General features: G+C 34.7%; 18 protein-coding genes and 1 pseudogene. 2 read left to right on the top strand and 17 right to left on the bottom strand.

Translation table 11 applies throughout. The features are described 5' to 3' along the window. Positions 1 to 26: 26 nt before the first annotated feature. Positions 27 to 809: a hypothetical protein gene (locus ATZ35_RS06430; RefSeq protein WP_208930433.1), complete on the bottom strand. Its 783-nt coding sequence runs from the start codon at positions 807 to 809 to the stop codon at positions 27 to 29. A gap of 269 nt (positions 810 to 1,078) precedes the next feature. Between ATZ35_RS06430 and ATZ35_RS06425 the strand changes: the two genes are divergently transcribed. Beyond that, positions 1,079 to 1,816, top strand: coding sequence for a class A sortase (locus ATZ35_RS06425; protein ID WP_208930012.1), 738 nt, complete (start codon positions 1,079 to 1,081; stop codon positions 1,814 to 1,816). A 60-nt stretch (positions 1,817 to 1,876) separates the two neighbouring features. Here ATZ35_RS06425 and ATZ35_RS06420 read toward each other — a convergent pair whose 3' ends face one another. The 7 genes from ATZ35_RS06420 to ATZ35_RS06390 all read right to left on the bottom strand — a co-directional run bounded on the left by ATZ35_RS06420 (position 1,877) and on the right by ATZ35_RS06390 (position 9,158). Beyond that, the gene (locus ATZ35_RS06420; RefSeq protein ID WP_208930011.1) at positions 1,877 to 2,098 is read right to left on the bottom strand and encodes a hypothetical protein; all 222 of its coding nucleotides are present in this window, start codon (positions 2,096 to 2,098) and stop codon (positions 1,877 to 1,879) included. Positions 2,099 to 2,360: 262 nt separating this feature from the next. Next, complete coding sequence (locus tag ATZ35_RS06415; RefSeq protein WP_208930010.1) at positions 2,361 to 4,055, bottom strand: oleate hydratase; 1,695 nt, start codon at positions 4,053 to 4,055, stop codon at positions 2,361 to 2,363. Positions 4,056 to 4,163: 108 nt separating this feature from the next. Then, positions 4,164 to 4,739 (bottom strand): TetR/AcrR family transcriptional regulator, encoded by a 576-nt coding sequence (locus tag ATZ35_RS06410; protein WP_208930009.1) that lies wholly within the window; start codon positions 4,737 to 4,739, stop codon positions 4,164 to 4,166. A 318-nt stretch (positions 4,740 to 5,057) separates the two neighbouring features. Beyond that, positions 5,058 to 6,182: a sensor histidine kinase gene (locus ATZ35_RS06405; RefSeq protein ID WP_208930008.1), complete on the bottom strand. Its 1,125-nt coding sequence runs from the start codon at positions 6,180 to 6,182 to the stop codon at positions 5,058 to 5,060. Continuing rightward, a complete protein-coding gene (locus ATZ35_RS06400) occupies positions 6,179 to 6,883 on the bottom strand; it encodes a response regulator transcription factor (protein WP_208930007.1) in 705 nt (234 codons plus the stop codon). The genes ATZ35_RS06405 and ATZ35_RS06400 overlap by 4 nt, the downstream gene beginning before the upstream one ends. A gap of 210 nt (positions 6,884 to 7,093) precedes the next feature. Next, positions 7,094 to 7,759 (bottom strand): ABC transporter ATP-binding protein, encoded by a 666-nt coding sequence (locus ATZ35_RS06395; protein WP_208930006.1) that lies wholly within the window; start codon positions 7,757 to 7,759, stop codon positions 7,094 to 7,096. Positions 7,760 to 7,775: 16 nt separating this feature from the next. Next, positions 7,776 to 9,158 (bottom strand): ABC transporter permease, encoded by a 1,383-nt coding sequence (locus tag ATZ35_RS06390; protein WP_208930005.1) that lies wholly within the window; start codon positions 9,156 to 9,158, stop codon positions 7,776 to 7,778. A 393-nt stretch (positions 9,159 to 9,551) separates the two neighbouring features. Between ATZ35_RS06390 and ATZ35_RS06385 the strand changes: the two are divergent. After that, positions 9,552 to 9,752: pseudogene (locus tag ATZ35_RS06385) on the top strand (transposase); the annotation flags it as partial. Between the two features lie 271 nt (positions 9,753 to 10,023). Here ATZ35_RS06385 and ATZ35_RS06380 read toward each other — a convergent pair. The 9 genes from ATZ35_RS06380 to ATZ35_RS06340 form a co-directional block, all read right to left on the bottom strand. Continuing rightward, positions 10,024 to 13,893 (bottom strand): MucBP domain-containing protein, encoded by a 3,870-nt coding sequence (locus ATZ35_RS06380; RefSeq protein ID WP_208930004.1) that lies wholly within the window; start codon positions 13,891 to 13,893, stop codon positions 10,024 to 10,026. Between the two features lie 100 nt (positions 13,894 to 13,993). Further along, positions 13,994 to 15,022 carry a WxLIP family cell surface protein gene (locus ATZ35_RS06375; RefSeq protein WP_208930003.1) on the bottom strand — a complete coding sequence of 343 codons (1,029 nt, stop codon included), beginning with the start codon at positions 15,020 to 15,022 and terminating at the stop codon, positions 13,994 to 13,996. A gap of 213 nt (positions 15,023 to 15,235) precedes the next feature. Then, entirely contained in the window at positions 15,236 to 16,018 is a 783-nt protein-coding gene (locus ATZ35_RS06370; RefSeq protein WP_208930002.1) for a hypothetical protein, read from the bottom strand. Positions 16,019 to 16,088: 70 nt separating this feature from the next. Next, positions 16,089 to 16,313, bottom strand: coding sequence for a hypothetical protein (locus ATZ35_RS06365; RefSeq protein ID WP_208930001.1), 225 nt, complete (start codon positions 16,311 to 16,313; stop codon positions 16,089 to 16,091). Positions 16,314 to 16,328: 15 nt separating this feature from the next. Next, positions 16,329 to 16,652, bottom strand: a complete 324-nt coding sequence (locus tag ATZ35_RS06360) for a hypothetical protein (protein WP_208930000.1) — start codon at positions 16,650 to 16,652, stop codon at positions 16,329 to 16,331. Then, complete coding sequence (locus tag ATZ35_RS06355) at positions 16,653 to 17,717, bottom strand: WxLIP family cell surface protein (protein WP_208929999.1); 1,065 nt, start codon at positions 17,715 to 17,717, stop codon at positions 16,653 to 16,655. 40 nt (positions 17,718 to 17,757) lie between these two features. Then, a complete protein-coding gene (locus ATZ35_RS06350; RefSeq protein ID WP_208929998.1) occupies positions 17,758 to 18,402 on the bottom strand; it encodes a hypothetical protein in 645 nt (214 codons plus the stop codon). A gap of 81 nt (positions 18,403 to 18,483) precedes the next feature. Beyond that, complete coding sequence (locus tag ATZ35_RS06345) at positions 18,484 to 19,206, bottom strand: winged helix-turn-helix domain-containing protein (RefSeq protein ID WP_208929997.1); 723 nt, start codon at positions 19,204 to 19,206, stop codon at positions 18,484 to 18,486. 390 nt (positions 19,207 to 19,596) lie between these two features. After that, complete coding sequence (locus tag ATZ35_RS06340; protein WP_208929996.1) at positions 19,597 to 20,703, bottom strand: tyrosine-type recombinase/integrase; 1,107 nt, start codon at positions 20,701 to 20,703, stop codon at positions 19,597 to 19,599. Positions 20,704 to 21,265 lie beyond the last annotated feature (562 nt).

The raw sequence follows: 21,265 nt of genomic DNA, 5'->3' as shown, positions 1-21,265 counted from the left end.
TTTACACTTCTGCTTGTTTTCGTTTATTAGGCCTGTCTAGGCAAATCAGTAAAACCAAATTCATCTTCTTGGATTAAACGCCAAGTTCGTTTTGCTGTATTGTAAATCAAAATGGCAATGACCGGTTCTTTTTGATAAGCAAAGTTTTTCGTTTTCCATAATGAATCTTCTACCACATGGATTGGAATATGGTATTCTTTTCCTTTAATATCCATCTGATCAAAACAGAACACAACCCCTTCTTGCAAAATCGGTTTCATTTCTTTCAATAATTCACTGTCTAATTTTTCAACGGAAACCCCACGTTTAAAGAACGTTTTACGATCATTGACTTTCTCCAAAATTACTCGGGTGATTTTATCCGCCAAAATCCGATAAAACTCGTCGATATAACGATAATAAACCCTTGTCATATGGTCAACAAATTCAAAAAAGACAAAATCATTTTGTAATTTATAAAAAAATGGTGAATGCAAACTCGTTTTCATGTGCCCAAAATAAAGCAACTCTGAAATTTCCATCGGCGTCAGTTCTTTGAGCATTGTAACATCAGAGAAATCGATCCATTTAATTTCTTCGTTCATTTTACGACGATGAACCGTAGAAAAATAGTGATCGACATTCTCTTGACCACGAATGATCTTTAATCCACTGTGCATATCATACTCGCCTTCTTCAGCAGAAGGATTCAGTAATAGCAGGTTCTTAGGGTGATGAACAATGGAGCGCGTAAAGTCTGTATGTGTGATCCCTTTTGATAATACTGCATTACTTGTCATATCAATATGTACATAAATCAATTCCAACATTTGTTCCATCACCCCCGTCAATTGTCTTCTCTTACATTCTACAATATTTTGTAAAGAAAAGCTTGTGTCTTTTATTTTAAGATTCAGTTACAAAGAGTTAAAAACTGCCCACTTTCTAGAGAAGATAACGGATATCTGTAAAAAAATAGTGTGCAACTGCTATATTTTTAAGGTTCCTTTTAAATAATCATATTTATAAAAAAATAAAGATTTTAAGCTAGGGTTTCATTTTGATTTATGATACACTTAATAAAAAAAGGAGGAAGCTTATGGCCTCAAGAAAAGAACGCCCTAAAAAGAAAAAATCAAGAAAAAGAAATTGGCTGATTAATATCTTCCTATTTTTATTATTGATTGTTGGTTTAGCACTGGTCTTTAATACCCAAATCAGAAATTGGTTGATTCAGCAAAACGGAAAAGAATATGCCGTAGAGAAGTTAACACCTGAAATTGTTGCAAAAAATAATCAGACGGATACTTCTTTTGATTTTGCCGCAGTTGAATCTTTGAGTACGGAAGCTGTCTTAAAAGCTCAGCTTGCCAATAAAAATCTACCTGTTGTAGGTGCAGTTGCACTCCCCGATGTCAAAATCAACTTGCCGATCTTTAGAGGATTGGACAATGTGGTCTTGCTAACTGGCGCTGGAACGATGAAACCTGACCAAGAAATGGGTAAAGGGAATTACGCTCTTGCCAGTCACCGTGTACAAGACATGATTTCTTTATTTTCACCATTGGAATATTCAAAACCAGGAGAATTGATTTATACGACTGATTTAAACAATGTTTATACATATAAAATTACTTATGTTGAAAAAATCGATCCTTCACGTGTAGAGTTGATTGATGATGTTCCTGGTAAAAAAATGATCACATTGATTACATGTGGTGATATGTATGCGACAACACGAATCGCTGTTCAAGGTGAATTAGAATCAGTCACACCAATGAAAAAAGCCACACAAGCGATGACAGATGCGTTTAATATGGAACAATTAACCTTATAGAATTTCAAAATAAGCTAGGATGGAAGTGAGTACTCCTGTCCTAGCTTTTTTCAATTTTATTTAGAAGTGACTAGTCTTTCTCATACGTCCATAGCCATAACGAATTGCTGACAAGACAAGTACAACTGGATACATGAACACTGTCACAGCAAACCATTCAGCGCTAAAAACAGATAGATAAGAGACGTGATACGTCACTGCATAAATTAACGGCAACACAACTGCTAGTACTCCATAATACAGACTCATCTCAAACACAACTGTTTTAAATAAATGTTTCATGTTCCATTTCCCCAATCTCTTTTGACTTTATCTAGTGGATTTTTTCTTTGTCGTTTCTCTACTTTTCAAGTATACGTTTTTTTCACAAGGGAAACATCCATCTAAAGACTGAGATTTTTCTAGGCAATTTATACTATATAGCGTCTTAGTTATTCTCAATATCCAACGTATACAGCAGCCACGGATTCGTTATCGTTTAATTGCGAAAAAAAGAGTAAAAGATAAATCAACACTTATCTTTTACTCTAAAACGGAATATTTTTTATCTAAACATCGTTTGTGCCGCTTTTGCTAATACTTTAGGATCACGATTATAAGGCGTTACAGGGATAATTTCCTTGTTAATATCGAATAGCGTATAAACCGCGATTCGAGCAGCCCGTACTGAATATTCTTCTGTAAAGACCATATCTTTCGGAATTTCCACAAATTGGCTGACCATGGCAAAGTTCGTACTATTTTCAGGAACCACTTGAGGGCGGTCTGTCATTTTACGTGGTTGGAATTGTGCATCAATGTATGGCATGTAGGCAGGAATCACATTCACCACATCTTTAACGATTTCATCCCAATCTGCTTGCCACCCCATTTGGCAAATCCATTCGTACAAAATTTCTTCCCCAGTACAATCACGCATTGGTTTTTTCACATAATCGCCGACTTTATCTGTGTAAATGCCGTAACCCCAGAAAATTGTCGTATCAGGATCCTGGTTTTTAAAATGGGGTTGCGCTGCCACAACGGTACTCATTAACCAGCTTGAATCTTTTAATGTCATCAAAGCACCTGAGCCTGGAATGTTGCCAGAAAACTCTTCAATACGTTTTAATAATTTATCCCCACGGCAGGTAACTGTAAAGCTTTCCCAATTGGTCTCAGCTTCATGGCCAAAGAATGGTTCAGGATTACCTAATCCAGCTTTTTTCTTGGCAATATTGCGCCATAGTCGTGCCGAACGAGATTCTTCTGTCACTTCTGGTGCTGGAGTGCTCCAATCACCTTCTGTTGAACTATCTGTCATCGTTCCGTTGGTCATGATTACAACATCTTCTTCATTTAGCTCGATTGTTTCTCCATTTCCAAGTTTCAACGCAGTAACCGTGATTTCAGAACCTGGTTTGAATTCTAAATCGACTACATCTTCATTCAAGGTAAAATCGACCCCATGTTTTTCTAAAAATGATTTCAAAGGTAAAATCACACTATCGTATTGATTTAGAGGTGTACGAGTAACGCCTTCTAATGTATCAATTCGAGAAAATTCTAAAATCATTCGGTTCATATAACGACGTAATTCAAAGGCACTGCTCCATTTTTGGAAGGCAAATGTTGTTTGCCACATATACCAAAAATTTGTTTCAAAGAAATGTGGTCCAAACCATTCTTCAATTGTTACACCATCTAAACTGTCTTCTGAGGCAGCTAATAATTTTGTCATCGCTAAGCGGTCTTCATTATCAAAGCCCATTGTATGAGCATCAAGGATTTCTTGATCTTTTGTCACTAAACGTGCTTGCGCATGTGTTGGATGTAAATGGTCAAAATTTAAAATTTCATCCGTCACACTGTGATCAGGCCATTCTAATGATGGAATGCTGCTAAATAATTCCCAGAAGTTTTCGTACGTTTCTTCATTTAACATCCGCCCCCCACGAGCGACAAAGCCTTTTTCATTGGTACCGATCCCATCATTGCTTCCGCCGAGAATTTTCATGCCTTCAATCACATGGATATTTTTTCCACAAAAATTAGCATCACGAATCAAGTAGGCTGCTGCAGCCATTGTGGCAATTCCCCCACCGATTAAGTAGACCTGTTTATCTCCATAATAGCGACTATTGATTTCTTCTTCGATTTCAGCAACTTTTTCTACTTTCTTTTCAGCGGATACTTTTTTAGCAAGGTAAGCGGCACCTAATGCACCTGCTGCTGCTAATCCAATATGTCTTTTTTTCATGAGAATCCCTCCGATTCAATTTATGAACCTAGCGTACAACGATTCTCCATAAAAGTCTTGTGATAGCATTATCATTCCGTCTTCTTTTTAGACACTATCAACAATTTGTCACAATAGTTCGTTTTCTTGGGCGTATAAACGATAAGAGAAAAATTCAGTATCTTTAGCTAATCTGAAAAGCTGTGTCGCGATCTCTAACGGTGATTCTTTATAACCACCAAGAATCCAATCGATCAACACACCGCTACAACCATAGGAAAAGAAACGGGCATAGAAAATTTTATCTTCTGGAAGCAGCTGATTTTCTTTATCCATTTGGTCGAACAAGTTAATAAACAGTTTATTCGTGATCGTTGAAAAACAGGCTCTTAAAATATCTGAATCCGAACTGACTGTATTATAGTAAAAATCACTTTTTGATTGGATTGCTTTTAACATTTTTAGCGCTTGTTCTTCCCAATTATCGATAGAAACATCTGGAGAGTCTAAATAAATCAATGCATCGTGGGTATAAATCCAGCGTAATAGATCTTGTTTATCAGTAAAGTGATAATAGAACGTTTGGCGATTTAAACCGACTTCTTTGGTGATATCTTGGACGCTGATCTTACTGAACAATTTTCGACCGCATAATTCAATCAATGCAGCAGAAATAGCTTTTTTGGTTATTTGTGATTCGCTCATGTTTTTTTCCTCACTTTTTTTTAGATAGGTTCATCATACCAAAAAATTCATTGAAAATATAAGGCTTTGAGGTATTTTTAGGGATTGTTAATGATTCGTGTGGGATAGACAAATCTCACATTGACTATTTATTAACGATACTCAAAACATGTTGTCTACACATTTTTTACTAAAGAATCTTATTTTGCCTTTATATTTATTATTTCATAACTTAATTAATAAGAAATCAACTTACTTCGAAACATTATCATGAATACATCCCTCTATCACCAAGTTAACGTTTACAAATCGGGCTACTCCTCTATGACAATTTATGAATCAATGTACTGGTATGGAAAAGGAAAAAAGAACTTCTTTCCCCTGAGGCTTACAAAACACTTCACCTCCGTGATCTTCAACTATTTTTTTCACCAAAGATAAACCTAACCCATTTCCGATAATTTGATTTGTATTTTTTTCCCCTCGATAAAACGGTTCAAAGATGCGGTCAATTTCCGCTTCTGTGATTTCCTGTCCCTGATTTTTGACTTCAAAGTAAATTTGTTTAGCACTAACTCTTGTAAAAACTGTAATCTCTGAATCAGCTTCTCCATATTTAATCGCATTTTCAATTAAATTTTTTAAGGCCACACTTAGCATCACTTTGTTGCCTTTAAATGAGTAATTTTTTGAATTGTTATTTTTCAAAACCATTCCTTTGTCAATTGCATGAGATTTAAGTTCGTTGAATAACTCGTTGATTAAGTATTGAGCATCGATAGTATCTGTCAATTGTAGTAGGTTATCATTAGCTAATAACAGCAGTTGTTCTTGCGTTTTTGATAATTTATCGCAGCTAGATAAAATTGCCTCTGTCATTTTTTTATGTTCCAAATCCGCTTCAGCTGCGTTCATTTGAAGTAGTTGTGTGTATGTAATAATTACCGCTAAGGGGGTTTTTAATTCATGTGCAGCATTATGAACGAAGTTTTTTTGTTTCAGGAAAGATTCATCTAAACGAGCAGTCATTTCATTATAGCTCAAGCTTAATGCTTGAACTTCTCGGGGCTGTTTCTCATCCAGGCTAATTTGTTTACCAATATTTCCAGTATCCAAATTTTCCATCGTCTTTTGAAGATTGACGAGTGATTGCAAGCTTTTGCCCACTAGCTTATAAGTGATCAACGTACCAATGATTATCAATACTAGCCAAACAAGCATAATGTTTGAAGAAAAAGCTATTCTGGCTTTGGCCAGCATATGGTTTAATTCGACATCTTCTTTATTGACATCTGTCGGTATATTATTTTCCATAGTTGAATCTGTAAACCGCGGATCGATTTGTGTTAGTCGTTCTACCGTAAAGTTTTTGTTTGCACCTGACACTGAAAACATCAGCATAATCAACAGCATACTGGTTAATATTCCGCTAACTAATAAGGTGATTTGTTTTTGTAAACTCACTCATCACACGTCCCTTCTTGAACATACTTAGCTGATAAACAATACCCAACCCCTCTAATCGTCTGAATCATACCAGCAGCATTTTGATCAAAGTCCGCTACTTTTTTTCTTAGTGAATACATATGATATTTAAAGGTATTAGAGAATAAATCCACATCACCATCCCAAACATGTTCCATAAGTTTTTCCGCCGAAAAAACTTCTTCTGGATGTTTGATTAGATACTCTAAAATTCCAAACTCTTTTCTCGTCAACTTGACTGGGGTTTCTCCTACCTTCACAACTCGCTTCGAAGAATCTAAGCTGATCTGTCCATAATATATGACGGTTTCTTCTATACTGATTTTCTGTCTTAATAAATTTCGGATTCTAGCATCTAATTCAAAAAAATCAAATGGTTTTGTTAAATAATCATTTGCCCCCATGTCCAAGCCTTTGATTTTATCTTCAACAAAACTTTTTGCCGACAAAATCAAGATTCTTACTGCTAGATCATTCTTGCGCACCTTTTCTAACACTTCAAAGCCACTCATATTGGGCAAAGATAAATCTAAAATAATCAAATCATATTCAGTGACTTCAATCATGTCTAATGCTTGAAAGCCATCTGTTGCTTTATCTACAGCGTATCCTTTTTTTCTCAAACCCATACATAATCCGTCCCCCAATAAAACATCATCTTCAACGACAAGTAATCGCATACCATAAACCTCCTGAAAAATCTTACTATAAATAACAATAGCATACTTTATTTTCGAAAGATTGATTGGTTTATGAAAAATGTATAACTTTTTAATGTAAAATTGAATGAAACAGTAAAATAAAAGTCGTTAACTCGTGGTTATATACAGTAAGATACTGTATATAACCACGACAAAACGACTTTTAACTCAATTCATTTTGCTTTCACCTCACATTGATTGGAGCTTGTTTTCTTTTAAAATCAGACTGATATCCGCTTGTTTGGCTATTTCTAAGTCATGGGTTACCATGATCACACATTTTTTCTCTAGTAAGGCAAGTTCTTTTAGCATCTCAATGATCCCTTTAGACGTCACATTATCTAAATTCCCTGTAGGTTCATCTGCAAAAATCAGTGGTGAATCTGCTGATAATGCTCTAGCTACTGCTACTCTTTGTTGTTGTCCCCCACTTAATTTCATGACATTTTTATGCATTAACTCCTCTGTGATTCCCACAGATTTCAGTTTCTCTTTTACATAGTTATTGATATGGTCAACCTGTTGATTTTTGATTTCCATACCAATTTTCACATTTTGAAAAGCTGTCATATAGGGAATTAAATTGTACGCTTGAAAAATAATGGATGTAAATTTTTTACGGTATTTCGTGATGCCCATTTCATAAATGTTTTCACCTTGATAGCTAATACTTCCTTCAACAGGTGTTGTTAATCCTGAAGCAATTGACAGAAGTGTTGTTTTCCCCGCACCTGAAGGTCCCATAATTGTATAAAAATTACCAGGTTCAAATGTATAGTTAATGTTGTCCAAGACTTTATATTCTTGGATGCCTTCTTTATATGAATACGTGATATCTTTCAATTGTAAATTCATGTATTAATTTCTCCCTCTACTCTTTTTGAGCGAACAGGTCTTTAGGATCTGTTCTAGCAATCATGATACTTGGTACAAGCGTTGTAAGGACGATTAGTAGAAAACCTAAACCGGCTGCTTGTGTAACCACAGTTGAATTCAATTGCAGCTCCATTTGGTCGACAGGTTCTACCGTTTTAATTTCTTCCCCATACTCGTCTTCAGTCGGCACAACCTGTTCTGATTCTGCCACTTGTTTTGATAACATGGCGTTAGCGGCTGTTTGACCTGAAATTTGGACGATTGTCACGGATAATGCAAAAGAAATGAGACCGATGATGACGATTTCCGTCACTAATTGGACGATTACTTTCATTTTAGTTTCTCCTAATGAAAGTAAAATTCCAACTTCTTTTTTCCTGTCACGAATAGACAATAATGATAAGAAGGTTAAAATCAAACCGCCAGCTATTACAATAACTTTAATCATGATCGAACTAAAAGCAGACATTTTTTCGATAGGACCAATCATTTGCTTATACTGTTCTGTATACGAATCTAGTTTATAAAAATTCCCCTCAGCAGGCATTTTCTTTTCTGCATCTTTCACAAAATGTTCCACTTGCATAGGATCATTTAAGTAAAAGGTTACATCCTCTATATTTGCCTGATCACTTGTTTTTACAAATGATTTTATATCTACATAAATTTGGTTTTCAGGTTGAGCCATTTCATACATTTGATCGAGCGCAGATGTTACTTTATCTGTTTTGTAAATCCCGACCACCTGATACTCTATGTTATTTCCATTACCATCTAATGAAAATCCAGTAAGTTTAAATTTATCCCCTACTTTTAACTGGTTATTTTCAGCAAAAGTTTGTTCAACAACAGCTGAATTTTCTGGTGTTTTATCCGTGATTCCTTCCCCATCAATTAATTTAGAATCATGATTTTTAAAATCAGTTGTTTTCAATAATGCATTTGTTCCATATAAGCGGAATGTTGGTTTTTGATTTTCGTTATAATTCCCAGCTAAATTAGGGTTCATAGCATTATCCGTACTACTTGCTGTCGCTGCTACACTTTTCAAGTCTCCTTTAGCAGCGCTGGCTTCTCCACCTAACTGGACACTTTTTATTTGAGGTAAGCTACTAATATTATCAATCGTTTCTCTTGAAAGTGGTTTTATACTATTATTCCCACTCAATAATGCTTCTTTGATCTTTTCATTATCTCTTTTCAAACGAACTTCGGCGCCTAATTGTTTTCGCGCATCAACTTTACTTTTTTCTGCTGATTGCTGTATCGCAAAACCAGACAAAATCAATAGAAAGACAATTAAAAATAATCCTAAAAACAAGGACGTTCGTCCTTTTCTTTGCCATATACTGATTAGTGCTCTTTTAAAAAAACTCATCTTGTTTCCTCCAATTTATACTTCTTTGTTCCTGATCAAATCTATCATACTAATTTAATGGTCAGATTTTGGTTAGATTCGAAAAAAAATTACTTTGTTGAATTTAAGATGCTTCTTACCAAAATCTGGCTCTATACTTTCTTATGTTGGTGAGAAATCACTGGCATCTTTTTTAATGTAAAATAATGGAGAAACCGCCCTGATATCCTTTAGAATTAAGTCGTCTAAAACCATTCAAAAAAGAAAAATCTTATCAAAGAAACCTTAGATATTCTAGATTTAACCATCACTTCTAATGAAATTTGCTTAAAAGGAACGAATCAAAAGAAGAGTCTGTCTAGTCTTTTCAGGTACACTCGATTTTATGCACTATTAGACGAAGATTTCCATCGTCTTCCTACCTATTATCAAACAACTATTGGTACTTTTAAGAAGTACCAAAATGAATTAAACAATGCACTGGAATATTTAAATAATCCTATTAAAGTGTTGAAGATACATGCTTACGGGTTTCGCAACTTTTACAATTTCAAATTGAGAATTTCTTTATGTTTTCGTACAATTCTTTTTCAAGAAAACAAAAAACCTAGATGAAATCCCCCCTAGAAATCATATTAATTGATTTAATTCTTTGGATTTTCTTTACCAACATTAGTTGACAAAGAGCTTTTTCTTATGAACGATTTGATAAAGATGACATAACAAAAAAGTTGATCATTGAAAGTAGTTTACTCTCAACGATCAACATCTGTTTTCCTCTCATCAGTCCGATTTGACAATAAGTATCAAATTGACTGGTAGCTGGATTTTTTCTTTAGAAGTTATGTTCCAAGCTCTTCTTAGAGCTTTACTCAATAAATCATCATTATGGTGTTGTTTCTACTTGCCATAAAATAGAGGCAGTGTATTTTCCTGTTTGATAGACATTGTTAGAATGTACAATTAATTCTAAACCAGTTTTATTGTTTGTCCATTTTTCACTGACATTATACTCTCCTGAAGTCGTTGCCTTTCCTGTTTCGATTGGTTGGGCTTGCCCTTTGAGCAATGGAACTTTAGTTGTTGCATCTTGCTTGTAAAAGAACACATTGTTAATGACTTCACCTGGATTTTCTTCACTGGTTAGTGGTTTTTCTAACGTTGCTGATAGTTTCCACGAGCCTTTAGTCTTTCGTGTATCTTTGATAACTAAATCTTTATCGTATTTAGGCTGTTCGGCTTTGATCATATTAGAATCCATGTATTTGTTTCCAAAATCTAATGTCCCAGGAAATGAGCCAATGAATAAGGATCCTTTAAAACGATAGAATACGTCTAGAGCACCTGGTCCAGTTATCACTTGATTATCAGCAGGTTTTTCTACTAGTTCATAATGTTCCCCTTTGAGTATCTCTAATCGTTTTTGAATCTCTGTGTCAAATTGTTGCAAGTCAAGAGGAGTTCCTATAATTCCCTTTGAATTAATCGGCTCTACTTTTGGTATATCAACCCCGTCTTCATCCACAAATCGAATGTTTACTGGTACTTCCATTTTTTTAACTTGATAAATGATTGGATTGGTCACATCCGTATCAAATCTGATTGGATAAGCTGTCACATTTTCTGGTGACTTGATTACTTCATACTTTTGTTCCTTGAGTGTCTGAATTGCCGCAAGTATATCCGGATCTTGACTTAAATCAAGAAGACCAACTCTTCTTATCAAAGGAACTGTTTTGATAGTTGTATCTTTTTCATCAACAAAATGAATGTTTATGTTTGCCTCTACTTCATAAACATAGGGAAGAACTCGCCCATTATCACTTGCACTTACAGTAAAAGATTCGTCATCTTGAGGAAATGACATTAAATCATAATGCTTTTCCAGTTCAAGCGTTTTTAGTGCAGCAGCTATCGGCTCCTCTTCTCGCATGTTGAACGTTATACCAATTCTCTTTTCTAGCTCAACAGAAGGAAGTAGCTGTTCACCATCATCATTCGTAGTAACAAATTCAACAGTCCATTTTGAATATGATCGAAAACGATAGTTGACAGGTTGGTTGGTCGCAGCAATTGGATAGGCCGTTTCGTTAGCTGGCCGTTCTTCTAATTTCCGATTATCGGCTTCTAAATCTTGAAGCACCTGGATTACATCTGGATCTTTACTTAAATCTGTTGGTCGACCTATCTCTTTTGTCACTTCAATTGTTTTTAACGTAGTATTCTTTTCATCTATAAAATTGATCGTCAATTTTGATTTTGCTGTCACGGTGATGTTGACTGTCTTCTCTTTAAACTCATCAGCATTTTCGGCTCTAATTTTTGCAGTGTATATTTTTGAATTGTCCGATGTGTTGCTTAATGTTGTCTCTTTAACAAACAAATCAATTCCTTCACTTGAACCTGTTGCAGCATCCCAAGCCGCTGCATTTGAATTTTTTAGAATCATTTCTGGTATCTGTGCCTCTGTTAAGTTTTTCAATTCCTCTTGATCAATAGTAAAGTCGTCAGCTCCAATATATAATCCGTTTGTCGGAATTGGATCCTCCGTCGTCACCATCACAGGGACTTTTATAATCACTGATCTGGTCGGTTCGGCCGTATCAGTCATAATAACTTCCGTAAATTGCATCCCTACTTTAGATGTATCCACTGGTTTTGCAGGATTCACAAATTTATAATCTGGGTCGTGTCCTGGTAAAATAACTGGATTACTAATCAACTCCCATGGTTTTTTGCTCCAAATACTATCCTTTTTAACTATTTGAGCAATTGGCGATCCACCTAAATTATATACATTGACAGAAAGAATTTTATCCTCTGATGGAAGACCTTGCCATATCCCCTCTGATTCATTGATCGCTAGCAAAGAGGTTTCGTAGCTTTGGATTGTCCCGGGCTTATTACTTAATTGCTCTGGTAATTTAGTTCTAGGAACAGTAATCGTTCCTGTCGGATTTGCTGCAGTAAAAGGTCTTGCTTCCTTACTATTATCAGGATAAGTGACCGTCATCGTCCCAAAGGCACTATTTGAAGGCATATTGCCTAACACATAGTCATATTTAAATTCTTGCTCTGTTGTATCTGGGTATACGTTATGTTCTTCTGGAGTTGCGCCGATTTCAATATACGGAAGAGGTTCCCCATAAAATAACTCCCAGGTTCCACTAACAGATTCTCCGCTCGCCACAGTTCTTGCTGGAACACCTCCTGAAAAGAAAAACCCAAAACGCGGTTCAGAAAATATAGTGTCTCCTGATTTAAACTTCGTCTTTTCCATGCCAGGTTTTAATGCTGTTCTGTTGAGTCTTTCCCAGGCAGCGCTCTTCTCACTTGAGTTCCCACTTTCTGCCTTATCCACTACATCCCAATACGTATAGGGATCATCCACCCTTGGCTTGAAATCTATCGCATACGCCATCTCGTCGGTAGAGTTGATTTTGGTCCTACCTTTTACCCCTCGCCCATTCCCTATTGCACTTAGAGCACTTTTCTGGGCAAAACTACTTCGACTACCACTAGATAATATTCCTTTATTAATAAATCCCAAAGTTACTGTAGAAGATGAAATATTCTCAATCTTTGTTTGGACTCTATAACTTTGGTTAGTTGCTACTGTCGCCTCATAAGTGTATTTAAGTCCTAGTTTAGTATTGATTAACTCTTTCCTTATCCCAAGACCATCACTTCTCTGATAAACACTTGTAGAAAGAGAAGCAGACTGTTCATCCACTGATGGTAACAATGTACCATTTACAGAGGGAATTACAGTAGATGCTCCCACTGAAAATCCGCCAAATATGGAAGCCGAGTCTCTAGCTACGTCATACCCCACTGATTTGTCAGGTAATATAGTTAATGCAGATGACGCATAGGACTTCAGGTTGCTCGTAGAGGTGTCACCATTTGACATTCTAAAAAAACTACTTCTTTTCATATCATAAAGAGATGCATTTTGTCTTGCTGGCAATAATTTCCATGTAAAACCATCCTCAGCACGTGGAGCTGGATTTAACGCTCTGGCACTCTCTTCTACCTTCACTTCTTTTTCCATTTGAACGGTTTCTGAATCTAAAGTAACTTTGAACGTTGCTTTATATGTTCCAGCGACAGAAGGATCGATTGTATTTTCTGAAACAGCGACTGGTAACTCTTCGCCATTATCTGTACGCCAAGCACGAACCTGTGCTTTTTCTTTAACTATTTGTTGTAGTTCTTCTGCATTTTTATCCTTTACTTCATTCAATTGAAGTTGGATCTGGTCTTGTCCATTGTCCATTTGAATCGCTACTCGATCCTCAGATAACAATGTCGTTCCACTATTCGTTACAGTAACCGGAATAGGAACAAGGATGTTAGATTTACTAGATTTGTCACTTACTTTCACATAAACCAATTGAAACCCAGCATTTGCACTGCTTGGCTTCTTGGCAGTGCCTTTAGCATCACTATATTCATAGGAAACCTCTTTTTTGTCCCCTGGAAAGTCTTGTTTTGAAAAAATCAGCTTACGGCCTTCTTCAGTTGCAATATCCGGAAATGCCTCATCTTGAGATAATACCACCCTTTTGGCAGTTGCACTCAATCCTTCAGTATTTTCTACTGGATCAAGTATTTTAGCTGAATTGGCTTGTTTTGCGTTAGTAGAATTTGCTTTTACTGAACTACTTGCTGTATTCATCCAAGTGACCATACCAAGTCCAAAGACGACTATACCTATAAACAAACCTATTCTCAACTTATTATTATTTTTCATGTCCTGATTCTCCTTTTTTGTATTTTTGCTACATACTAAAGCGGAGCCGTTTACTGCTTTAATGTAATCGTTTAGCGTGTGCCATGCCTCTTCATGCGATCTATTTACTTATCTTTTTAAAATAAAGAAAACACAGACCACCGACTACTAAAAAGATGAATAGAATTCCCAGTATCAACCACCAATGATTGCGTGGCACTTCATCTTGTATGCTTTTTTGTTTATTTATTCGTTCAGCTTCAAGCTTTGAAAGAGCAAAGTTTCTGACCCATTTCCAACTCTGTCCATTTTTAGATTTCAACTCAACATCTGCTGCATATTCACCAGCCGTTACTTTTTGATCCTCTAAAAATATCGGTAATTCCATCATCGAATTAGGAGCCATACGCATTTTTTCTTTTTCAACTTCTAAAAATGCTTTTTTTTCACCTTTTTTTCTGATTTTAATCTTTGCCATCAGATCTTCTGCAAAATTACTTTTGGTGTTCGATATATTAGCAAACAAAGTATATCTTGCATTTTTCAACTTTAATGAGACATCATTCAATTGGAGATCTGGTTGTACATATTGAATTTCAGATTCACTTAGTAGTACACCTATGACAAAAGCAAATTTATTCAAAATCACTTGGTCTTTTTTTATTGAAGTTTGCTCTTTTACGATGGGTTTCAACTGAATCCCCCCAGCAATATACCCATCGAAGGCTTCATCAGGTACTGAAATAGTAAAATCAACTACTGTATGGTCATTTGGAGCTATCGTAACTTTCTCAGGAGCAGTCATTAATTTAGCTAAATCGTGCTTTAAAGAAGCATCCGTCTTAATATCATTTGGTCCAAATGTTACTACACCATTTCCGTTAGTTTTAGCACTACTTATTGCTATTGCCACTTGCATTGGTTGATTCGATGCATTATTGAGTTGCAATTGAATCTGCTGTTCTTCTCCTTGTTTCATCAACAAGTCATAATACCCAAGAGTTTTATCTTTCTGATTTTCAGGATAAAGAATTTCATAGGAAAAATCGCTGATTACACTAGACACGTCCTCTGCCGAAAAACCATCGACTGGATGAATAAATAAAAAGATCAGAAAAACAACAACTGGGTAAAAATGATTTTTTCTCATGTAAATACAACCTCTTGATCTATTTTTTTTCAACAAGCCAACTGTTTTTTCATTTTTTAATCGCACTCCATACTACTTAAACACCTATTTCTAAACTTGTTTCTTTCTTTCATTTTAATGAACAACTTATAACAATAACTCTCTAACCAATCTATATCTATGCTTTATTTTTTATATTTGTGTATTTTTGTTTTCTAGATTTATGTGTGTTAATTAAAATGTTGGATTATCATCTAAATACCAAGTAACTGTACCAGCAAATGATTTACCATCTTGGTCTGCATCAAGAATAGCTAATTTTACATCTGTAATCGCAGTAGCAACTCCGCCTTTATACTCATTTGCAGTCTTCTTCGTCATAATTTCAGATTTTGAAGTAGAACCAGCTTCTAAGACAACTTTTGTATCTGTTGGTAAAGTAACACCTGATTCACCCGCAACTGCAAAGTTATCAATAGGTTTAACGCCATTTACAGCGGCATCCCAAGGGTTCATAGGAACGTAATCATTATCCGCACCAATTACACTACCAATGTTATATTTTTTCAAACCTGTTAAATTCATTTCCAATTTAGCAGAAGCCAATTTAGCAGCGCCATCAGCTGTTGTTAACTCTGACATATTTGCCTTTAAAGTCCATGGACTATTTTTCTTATCAGCCGACTTTTCCAAGTCTCTGTCATCGTTGACTACTAAATATTGGCCTTGTTCTGAAATTGTAGCACCATCAAGGTTACTATTGTCACCCTTAACGTTATTTAATTTCACTGCACCAGCAACTGCTTCAGCTGGTCCAAATTTGAAACTGCTTGGTTTGAAGACAACAGCTAAGTTATCTTTGAAAGGTTTCATATCCTCAGCAGGAATTGTTGGTCCACTCGGTTTAAACTGAACCCCAACATCAGTTTTAGTTGTTTTCTCAGTAGCACTAGCTGGAGCAGCAAACAATGTTAATGCTGTTGCAGAAAGTAATGTAGCTAAAATCGCTTTTTTCATTTTTTATACCATCCTTAGATAGCATAGATATAGATTGGTGAGAGTTATTGTTATAAGTTGTTCATTGTTCTTATTGCAAGAGTTCTATCTGTTCTTTTAATAAGGTAAATAGATACACAATCAAGCCTAAGCATGTTAATGTCGTGAAAAGTAAACTGAAATTTAAAATAAAGTTCGTTTTCTTTTTTCTTAATTTTTTCATTAAAAACGTGTCTCTTGATAACGTAATCAGAAAAATGAGTAGCGAAAGGATAGCAATCCCACCCAAAATAAAGAGCCATAGATAATCCATCATTTGTTTTTGTTCCTCCTAAGTGATTCTTAACATAATATTTTTCAAGCTAAAGACCCCTACAAACATAATCAAAACCGCACACCCCAAGAGTGTCCAGATAAGGGATGTAATCAAATCCCCCGTCGAAGGAAGGTTTCCCTTAAAACTTGGACTTGGCTTAGGTATATAGGGTACGTTGGTATCTGGTAGTTTAGGTACGATTGGTTGTTGTACCTTTTTATTATTAAACATGACTCCCACATCGGTCGCTTCTGATTTAATTGTCGCTTCAGCCGTTGTACCAACAAACAACCCATTAACTATAACTAAGAAAAATAACCCTAAAATAAATTTCTTCATTTATTTCCCTTCTTTCTTTTTCTTCCTTTTCCTTCTTTTACGTCTTCGCTCCCATTCTGCTTCCATTTTTTTCCTTCTCACTAGAAGTGTTCCAGTTACCCCAATCGTTAAACTCAGACATAAAATCGTAGCGCCCTTAATCCATGTCGGTGTTATAATTTTAAAAGCGCTCTGATCGTTCATACTTTTAGCCTGTTCTCCGGTGATTGTAAATTCTTTTTCAAATTGCCAATCATTATAGGGACTTTTGGCAACCATCTTCAAAACATATTTACCTGCCGGTATATTAGAAGTTCCCCAATCCATCTCAAAGTCAAATTTACTGTTGGGTGCTAAAGCATAATTTTCAACTTGCTCTTTTTTCATTACCTTACCAGTCTCTTTATTTTTTAATTCAGCAGTGATCGCTAATCTAGATAGAACTTTTGGCTCTGGGTTCTGTAATGTTGCTAAAATCATTTTTTTACCTCGCAAAAGCATAGATTTTGCATCAAGTAAATTCAACGTTTGAGAATTTTCGTATTCTTCACCTGTCTCTGAAGTCAAAATACCAATTCGATAAGAAAATTCAGTACCTACTGGGCCTGCATCTTCTTCTGAGTCATCTACTTCAAAAACCAATGTCCCCATTTTAACGCCTTGATAACTTTCACTCGGTGGCGTTAGAGTAAATTTCGCTTCAGTTGCGCCAAAGTTTTCTACAGTTACTTTGGGTGTTTCAACTTTGAGAATACTGCTCATAGGATTAGTTAACGTCGAATCAAGTAACTCCTTGTCTGATGTATATTCAACCGTTCCTTTGTTTCCAGTAAATGCATCCTGAACAGAAACTTTTACATTAACGGGGGCTTCTTTCGTACTTTTTATTGTTACAGCTAATTCTTGTTGCTCTCCTGGTGTTGTTTGAATATAAAAGTAACTTTTTTCTGGGTCAATTTGTTTTCCATTCAGAATTGCTGAAACGCTGTATCCCAAGTTATCATCCTCTGCCATTGATTGAACGGGAAATAGAAATAGAAACAGACTCACAAACAAAGCTAAATATATAAATTTATTTGTTTTCATCTAAATTTTGATTACTCCTTACTATTAAAAGTTTAAAATGCTATTTATTTATCGTATCCACATAAATATCCACGTAATAGTTACCATCTTCTATGTAAATCTCTTCACCTAAAATAATTGTTTTTTCTTTCCATTTATCGAAAAAAATAGTGATTTCTTTTTGAGCTTCTTCTTTTGTTTTAAACGGACCTTTAATTTCAATAATGTCCCCTTCATCATACTCTGACTCTGGCTTCTCTTTATCCAAGTTTAAATTCACCAGTGTAAATATGATATAAACTAAACTTGCAGATAAAATCGTAATGACGAAAAAGATGAAGCCGCACACATTAGCCAATAACGAAGCACAACACAATAAATTGAAACATAGAATAAATGGGGTTGACTTGTTCCTTCGTAACGCTCGTTTATTTGTTAAATATAGTAGGTAACTCATAAATAAAGTGAGTGTAATTAGGAAGAAACTTAAAATAAAGTAGATAAATATTTCATCCCAGTTATTATTTAAAATGGATAGCATTTGAATAAATAACGATAAGCGCTTATCTACATAAAAGTAGGCTTCCTTATAAAAAGAATAGAATTTGAATAAGTAGCCTATCCATAAGACAGAGAATATCCCTTCTATAAAGAATATATATCCCAACCCTTTTTTCTGATGTTTTTCTACTTGTTCATTAGCCATCCTTTTTTCAACTCTCAATCATCCAATTTTTTTGGCCTTACTTGCCTTTATGTGTAACTTTTTGAAGTACGCCCAAAAACTTCACTTAAGATCCAATTTGTACCCTCTAGAACGAATTGTCTTTATGTATTCAGGACTTCCTGGTGCTTCTTCAAATTTTTTCCGTAGATGAAAAATGATATTGGTGATTCTATATTGTCTAAATTTTGCATCTGCTGTTTTATCATTCTTTTTCTCTACCCAAATTTTTCTATAAATTTCTTCGTAAGATAAGGTTTCACCTGTATGAATAAATAATTCTCGTAAGACAAGAAACTCCAATTTTGTTAAAGAAATTTCAAAACCATCTTTTACTATTAAGCTCAAGCTACCTTCATTTAGAGCGAAGTCTTTTTTTTGTTCAGCATTTCTTTTTGACTCTTCTTTCACCTCTTCTTTGTTACTTGTATGTTTCAATAGATTTTCTAGTTGTAATAGAAAAATCCCTTTATTATTGTCTATACTCGAAATCCCATCTACTCCTAATTGATAGTAAATCATTTGATTAAAGTCAGAAATTTCTTCTGATAATATCCAAACAATACCTTGAAAAGATTTTCTCAATTCCAAAATAGATTCACAGATAGATTCAAACCCAAAAGTTGGGTTTTCCACAATAAGAATGATGTTCATTTCTGAGAACATTTCTTCATTACTATTTACACAGTTGAATAACGAAGTTTTAAAGTTAGAACACGCAATGATCTCATCCACAAATGTACTTTGCGCTCTATCTCCATTTTTTAAAATTCCTAACTTGTACATTATTCCTATTCCCTTCTCTCTTTTTTATACAATGGTTGCTGATCGTTCTTTGATTTTTTATGAATGAGAACAAAATAGTTTGTTTCAGTCATTAAGGTTATGCGTTGCTCTTTTTTTAATAAAAAAGTAAAATTGATAGTAGTAGATTTTAATCAGAGTAAGTTCTCGTTTTTTAGTAAAACGAGAACTTACTCTAATTTTTACCGACAGCTCGCGGATTGTTTTTATAATTGACGGCGAAAGTGACGGTTAGAAAAAGGACATAACATTTTAGCATCTATCCAAATTTAAAATACTATACTGATTATTCTAATTTTTTAAAAAACGAACGTTATTTAAAAATAAAAAAAAGGGAGACGTAACAACCCTAAAAATTAATTTTTACTGTTATTAAGATGAGAAAACAGCTAAAGTTTCCATTGCTTTACGTTGATCTTCAAGAAATGAATAGGTATATGTATCTAGTGTCATTTTTATTGATGCATGTCCTAATAGAGCACTAACTGTATTGATACTTATACCAAGTTCTACACAACGTGTGGCAAATGTATGGCGCAATGAATGAAAACCAATATTTAATAAACCTACTTTGGTTTTGATTCGTTCAAATCGATAGCTGATCGTTCTTGGTTCTACAGATTTCCCATGATTTTCGACAACATAAGAGGAATTCGCCTGACTCTTAGCCCAAATAAGTTGTTCTTTCAAACAAGGTGTTAATGGAATAACACGCTTAGCACGTGTTGTTTTAGGCGCAGTTTCAATCAATTTTGTTTTGGATGCATTATTAGCATAGTCAAATATACGTTGCTTCGTTCTACGTACATGGATAACTTGTTGATCAAAATCGACATCTTCCCATTTCAATGCACTTATTTCTCCAATACGCATGCCCGTTTCTAAAGCAAGTACAATTGGTAGTCCTTTAATGTTTTTCTTGCTTTCATTCAAGATTTGAGTATGTTGTTGGCGGTTTAGCGCAGGAACCTGTTCTTTTTGAATTTTAGGTAATGTAACTTGTTCAGCTGGATTTATATATAAATAGCCCCGGTCTCTTGCTGCTTTCAAGCAGCTTTTGACTAATCGAAAGACAATGTGGATAGAAGCTGGTGATAGTTTGTCTTTGAGTTGATTAATCAACTGTTCTAGCTGTTTTTTATCCACACGATGTAAGGGAGTCTTACCAATAACGGGTAATACGTGTAAAGTAAGTTTATTTTGATAGCTTGCATAGGTACTTTCTTTAATATTTTCTTTCATTAATTGGTTCAACCAAATAATCGCCCAAGTCTCAAAAGACCCTTTGAATTGTTTTTGGAATGAACTTTTTTCTAGCGTATGCAGAATTCTTTTTTCTAAAAGCTGTTCTCGAACCGCTCGATATGATCGCCCGTATATATATCCATAGTAGATAGAACCATCAGCTTTTCTTGCTTTGGGATAGCGTCCTTCCCAACGTCCATCTTTTCTTTTGTATATGTTTTCGCCTCTTGCCAAAATAAATCATCCTTTCAAGTTTTCGTGACGGCGGAGTTGACGGCTAAAAAAAATGACCTATGTTCTCCACCAAATAGTAATGCTTTATAGTAGAAGTAGTTCTTTTCAAAAATCGTCATTTTTTGAATAATTTTTATTGAAAAAAAAGAAAAATTAAATTTTTTCTCAAAAAAACCTTGTGTTTTTGATTTAAATCCATTAGAATTATCCTAGTAGCAAGAAAAAAATATATAATAATTAAAATATAGATATAAATAGAAAGAGAATCTTTCTCGTTTTACTAAAAAACGAGATATGAAGGTATATATATATTTTTTTTATGATCCATCTTAATCCCCCTCCCCTATACACAGAAGATTTCACTGATAGCATACTTACTTGTTAGGACAACTCCCTTTCATCATCAATTTCTTGATTTATTTAAAAGTCCTTAACCTCCAAAAATAGGTGAGTATCATTCGTCAACTTTTTAATGTTCTATTCCTTTTTATTAACGTTTTTCATAAAATACACAAATGAAATAAAACATCTTTTTATTTTTATATTTTTTTTATTTATAAAA

The organism is Enterococcus rotai (genome assembly GCF_001465345.1).
In the GTDB taxonomy this organism is placed as follows: domain Bacteria; phylum Bacillota; class Bacilli; order Lactobacillales; family Enterococcaceae; genus Enterococcus_L; species Enterococcus_L rotai.
The sequence above is the reverse complement of the archived record's forward strand: the minus strand, read 5'-3'. Positions and strand labels throughout refer to the sequence as shown.

Bases quoted from the DNA above. Each gene is read 5' to 3' on its own strand.
- ATZ35_RS06370 (WP_208930002.1), bottom strand. From the start codon at position 16,018: ATGAAAAAAGCGATTTTAGCTACATTACTTTCTGCAACAGCATTAACA.
- ATZ35_RS06400 (WP_208930007.1), bottom strand. From the start codon at position 6,883: ATGCGATTACTTGTCGTTGAAGATGATGTTTTATTGGGGGACGGATTA.
- ATZ35_RS06420 (WP_208930011.1), bottom strand. From the start codon at position 2,098: ATGAAACATTTATTTAAAACAGTTGTGTTTGAGATGAGTCTGTATTAT.
- ATZ35_RS06350 (WP_208929998.1), bottom strand. From the start codon at position 18,402: ATGGCTAATGAACAAGTAGAAAAACATCAGAAAAAAGGGTTGGGATAT.
- ATZ35_RS06410 (WP_208930009.1), bottom strand. From the start codon at position 4,739: ATGAGCGAATCACAAATAACCAAAAAAGCTATTTCTGCTGCATTGATT.
- ATZ35_RS06355 (WP_208929999.1), bottom strand. From the start codon at position 17,717: ATGAAAACAAATAAATTTATATATTTAGCTTTGTTTGTGAGTCTGTTT.
- ATZ35_RS06380 (WP_208930004.1), bottom strand. From the start codon at position 13,893: ATGAAAAATAATAATAAGTTGAGAATAGGTTTGTTTATAGGTATAGTC.
- ATZ35_RS06390 (WP_208930005.1), bottom strand. From the start codon at position 9,158: ATGAGTTTTTTTAAAAGAGCACTAATCAGTATATGGCAAAGAAAAGGA.
- ATZ35_RS06375 (WP_208930003.1), bottom strand. From the start codon at position 15,022: ATGAGAAAAAATCATTTTTACCCAGTTGTTGTTTTTCTGATCTTTTTA.
- ATZ35_RS06415 (WP_208930010.1), bottom strand. From the start codon at position 4,055: ATGAAAAAAAGACATATTGGATTAGCAGCAGCAGGTGCATTAGGTGCC.
- ATZ35_RS06430 (WP_208930433.1), bottom strand. From the start codon at position 809: ATGTTGGAATTGATTTATGTACATATTGATATGACAAGTAATGCAGTA.
- ATZ35_RS06395 (WP_208930006.1), bottom strand. From the start codon at position 7,759: ATGAATTTACAATTGAAAGATATCACGTATTCATATAAAGAAGGCATC.
- ATZ35_RS06365 (WP_208930001.1), bottom strand. From the start codon at position 16,313: ATGATGGATTATCTATGGCTCTTTATTTTGGGTGGGATTGCTATCCTT.
- ATZ35_RS06360 (WP_208930000.1), bottom strand. From the start codon at position 16,652: ATGAAGAAATTTATTTTAGGGTTATTTTTCTTAGTTATAGTTAATGGG.
- ATZ35_RS06425 (WP_208930012.1), top strand. From the start codon at position 1,079: ATGGCCTCAAGAAAAGAACGCCCTAAAAAGAAAAAATCAAGAAAAAGA.
- ATZ35_RS06345 (WP_208929997.1), bottom strand. From the start codon at position 19,206: ATGTACAAGTTAGGAATTTTAAAAAATGGAGATAGAGCGCAAAGTACA.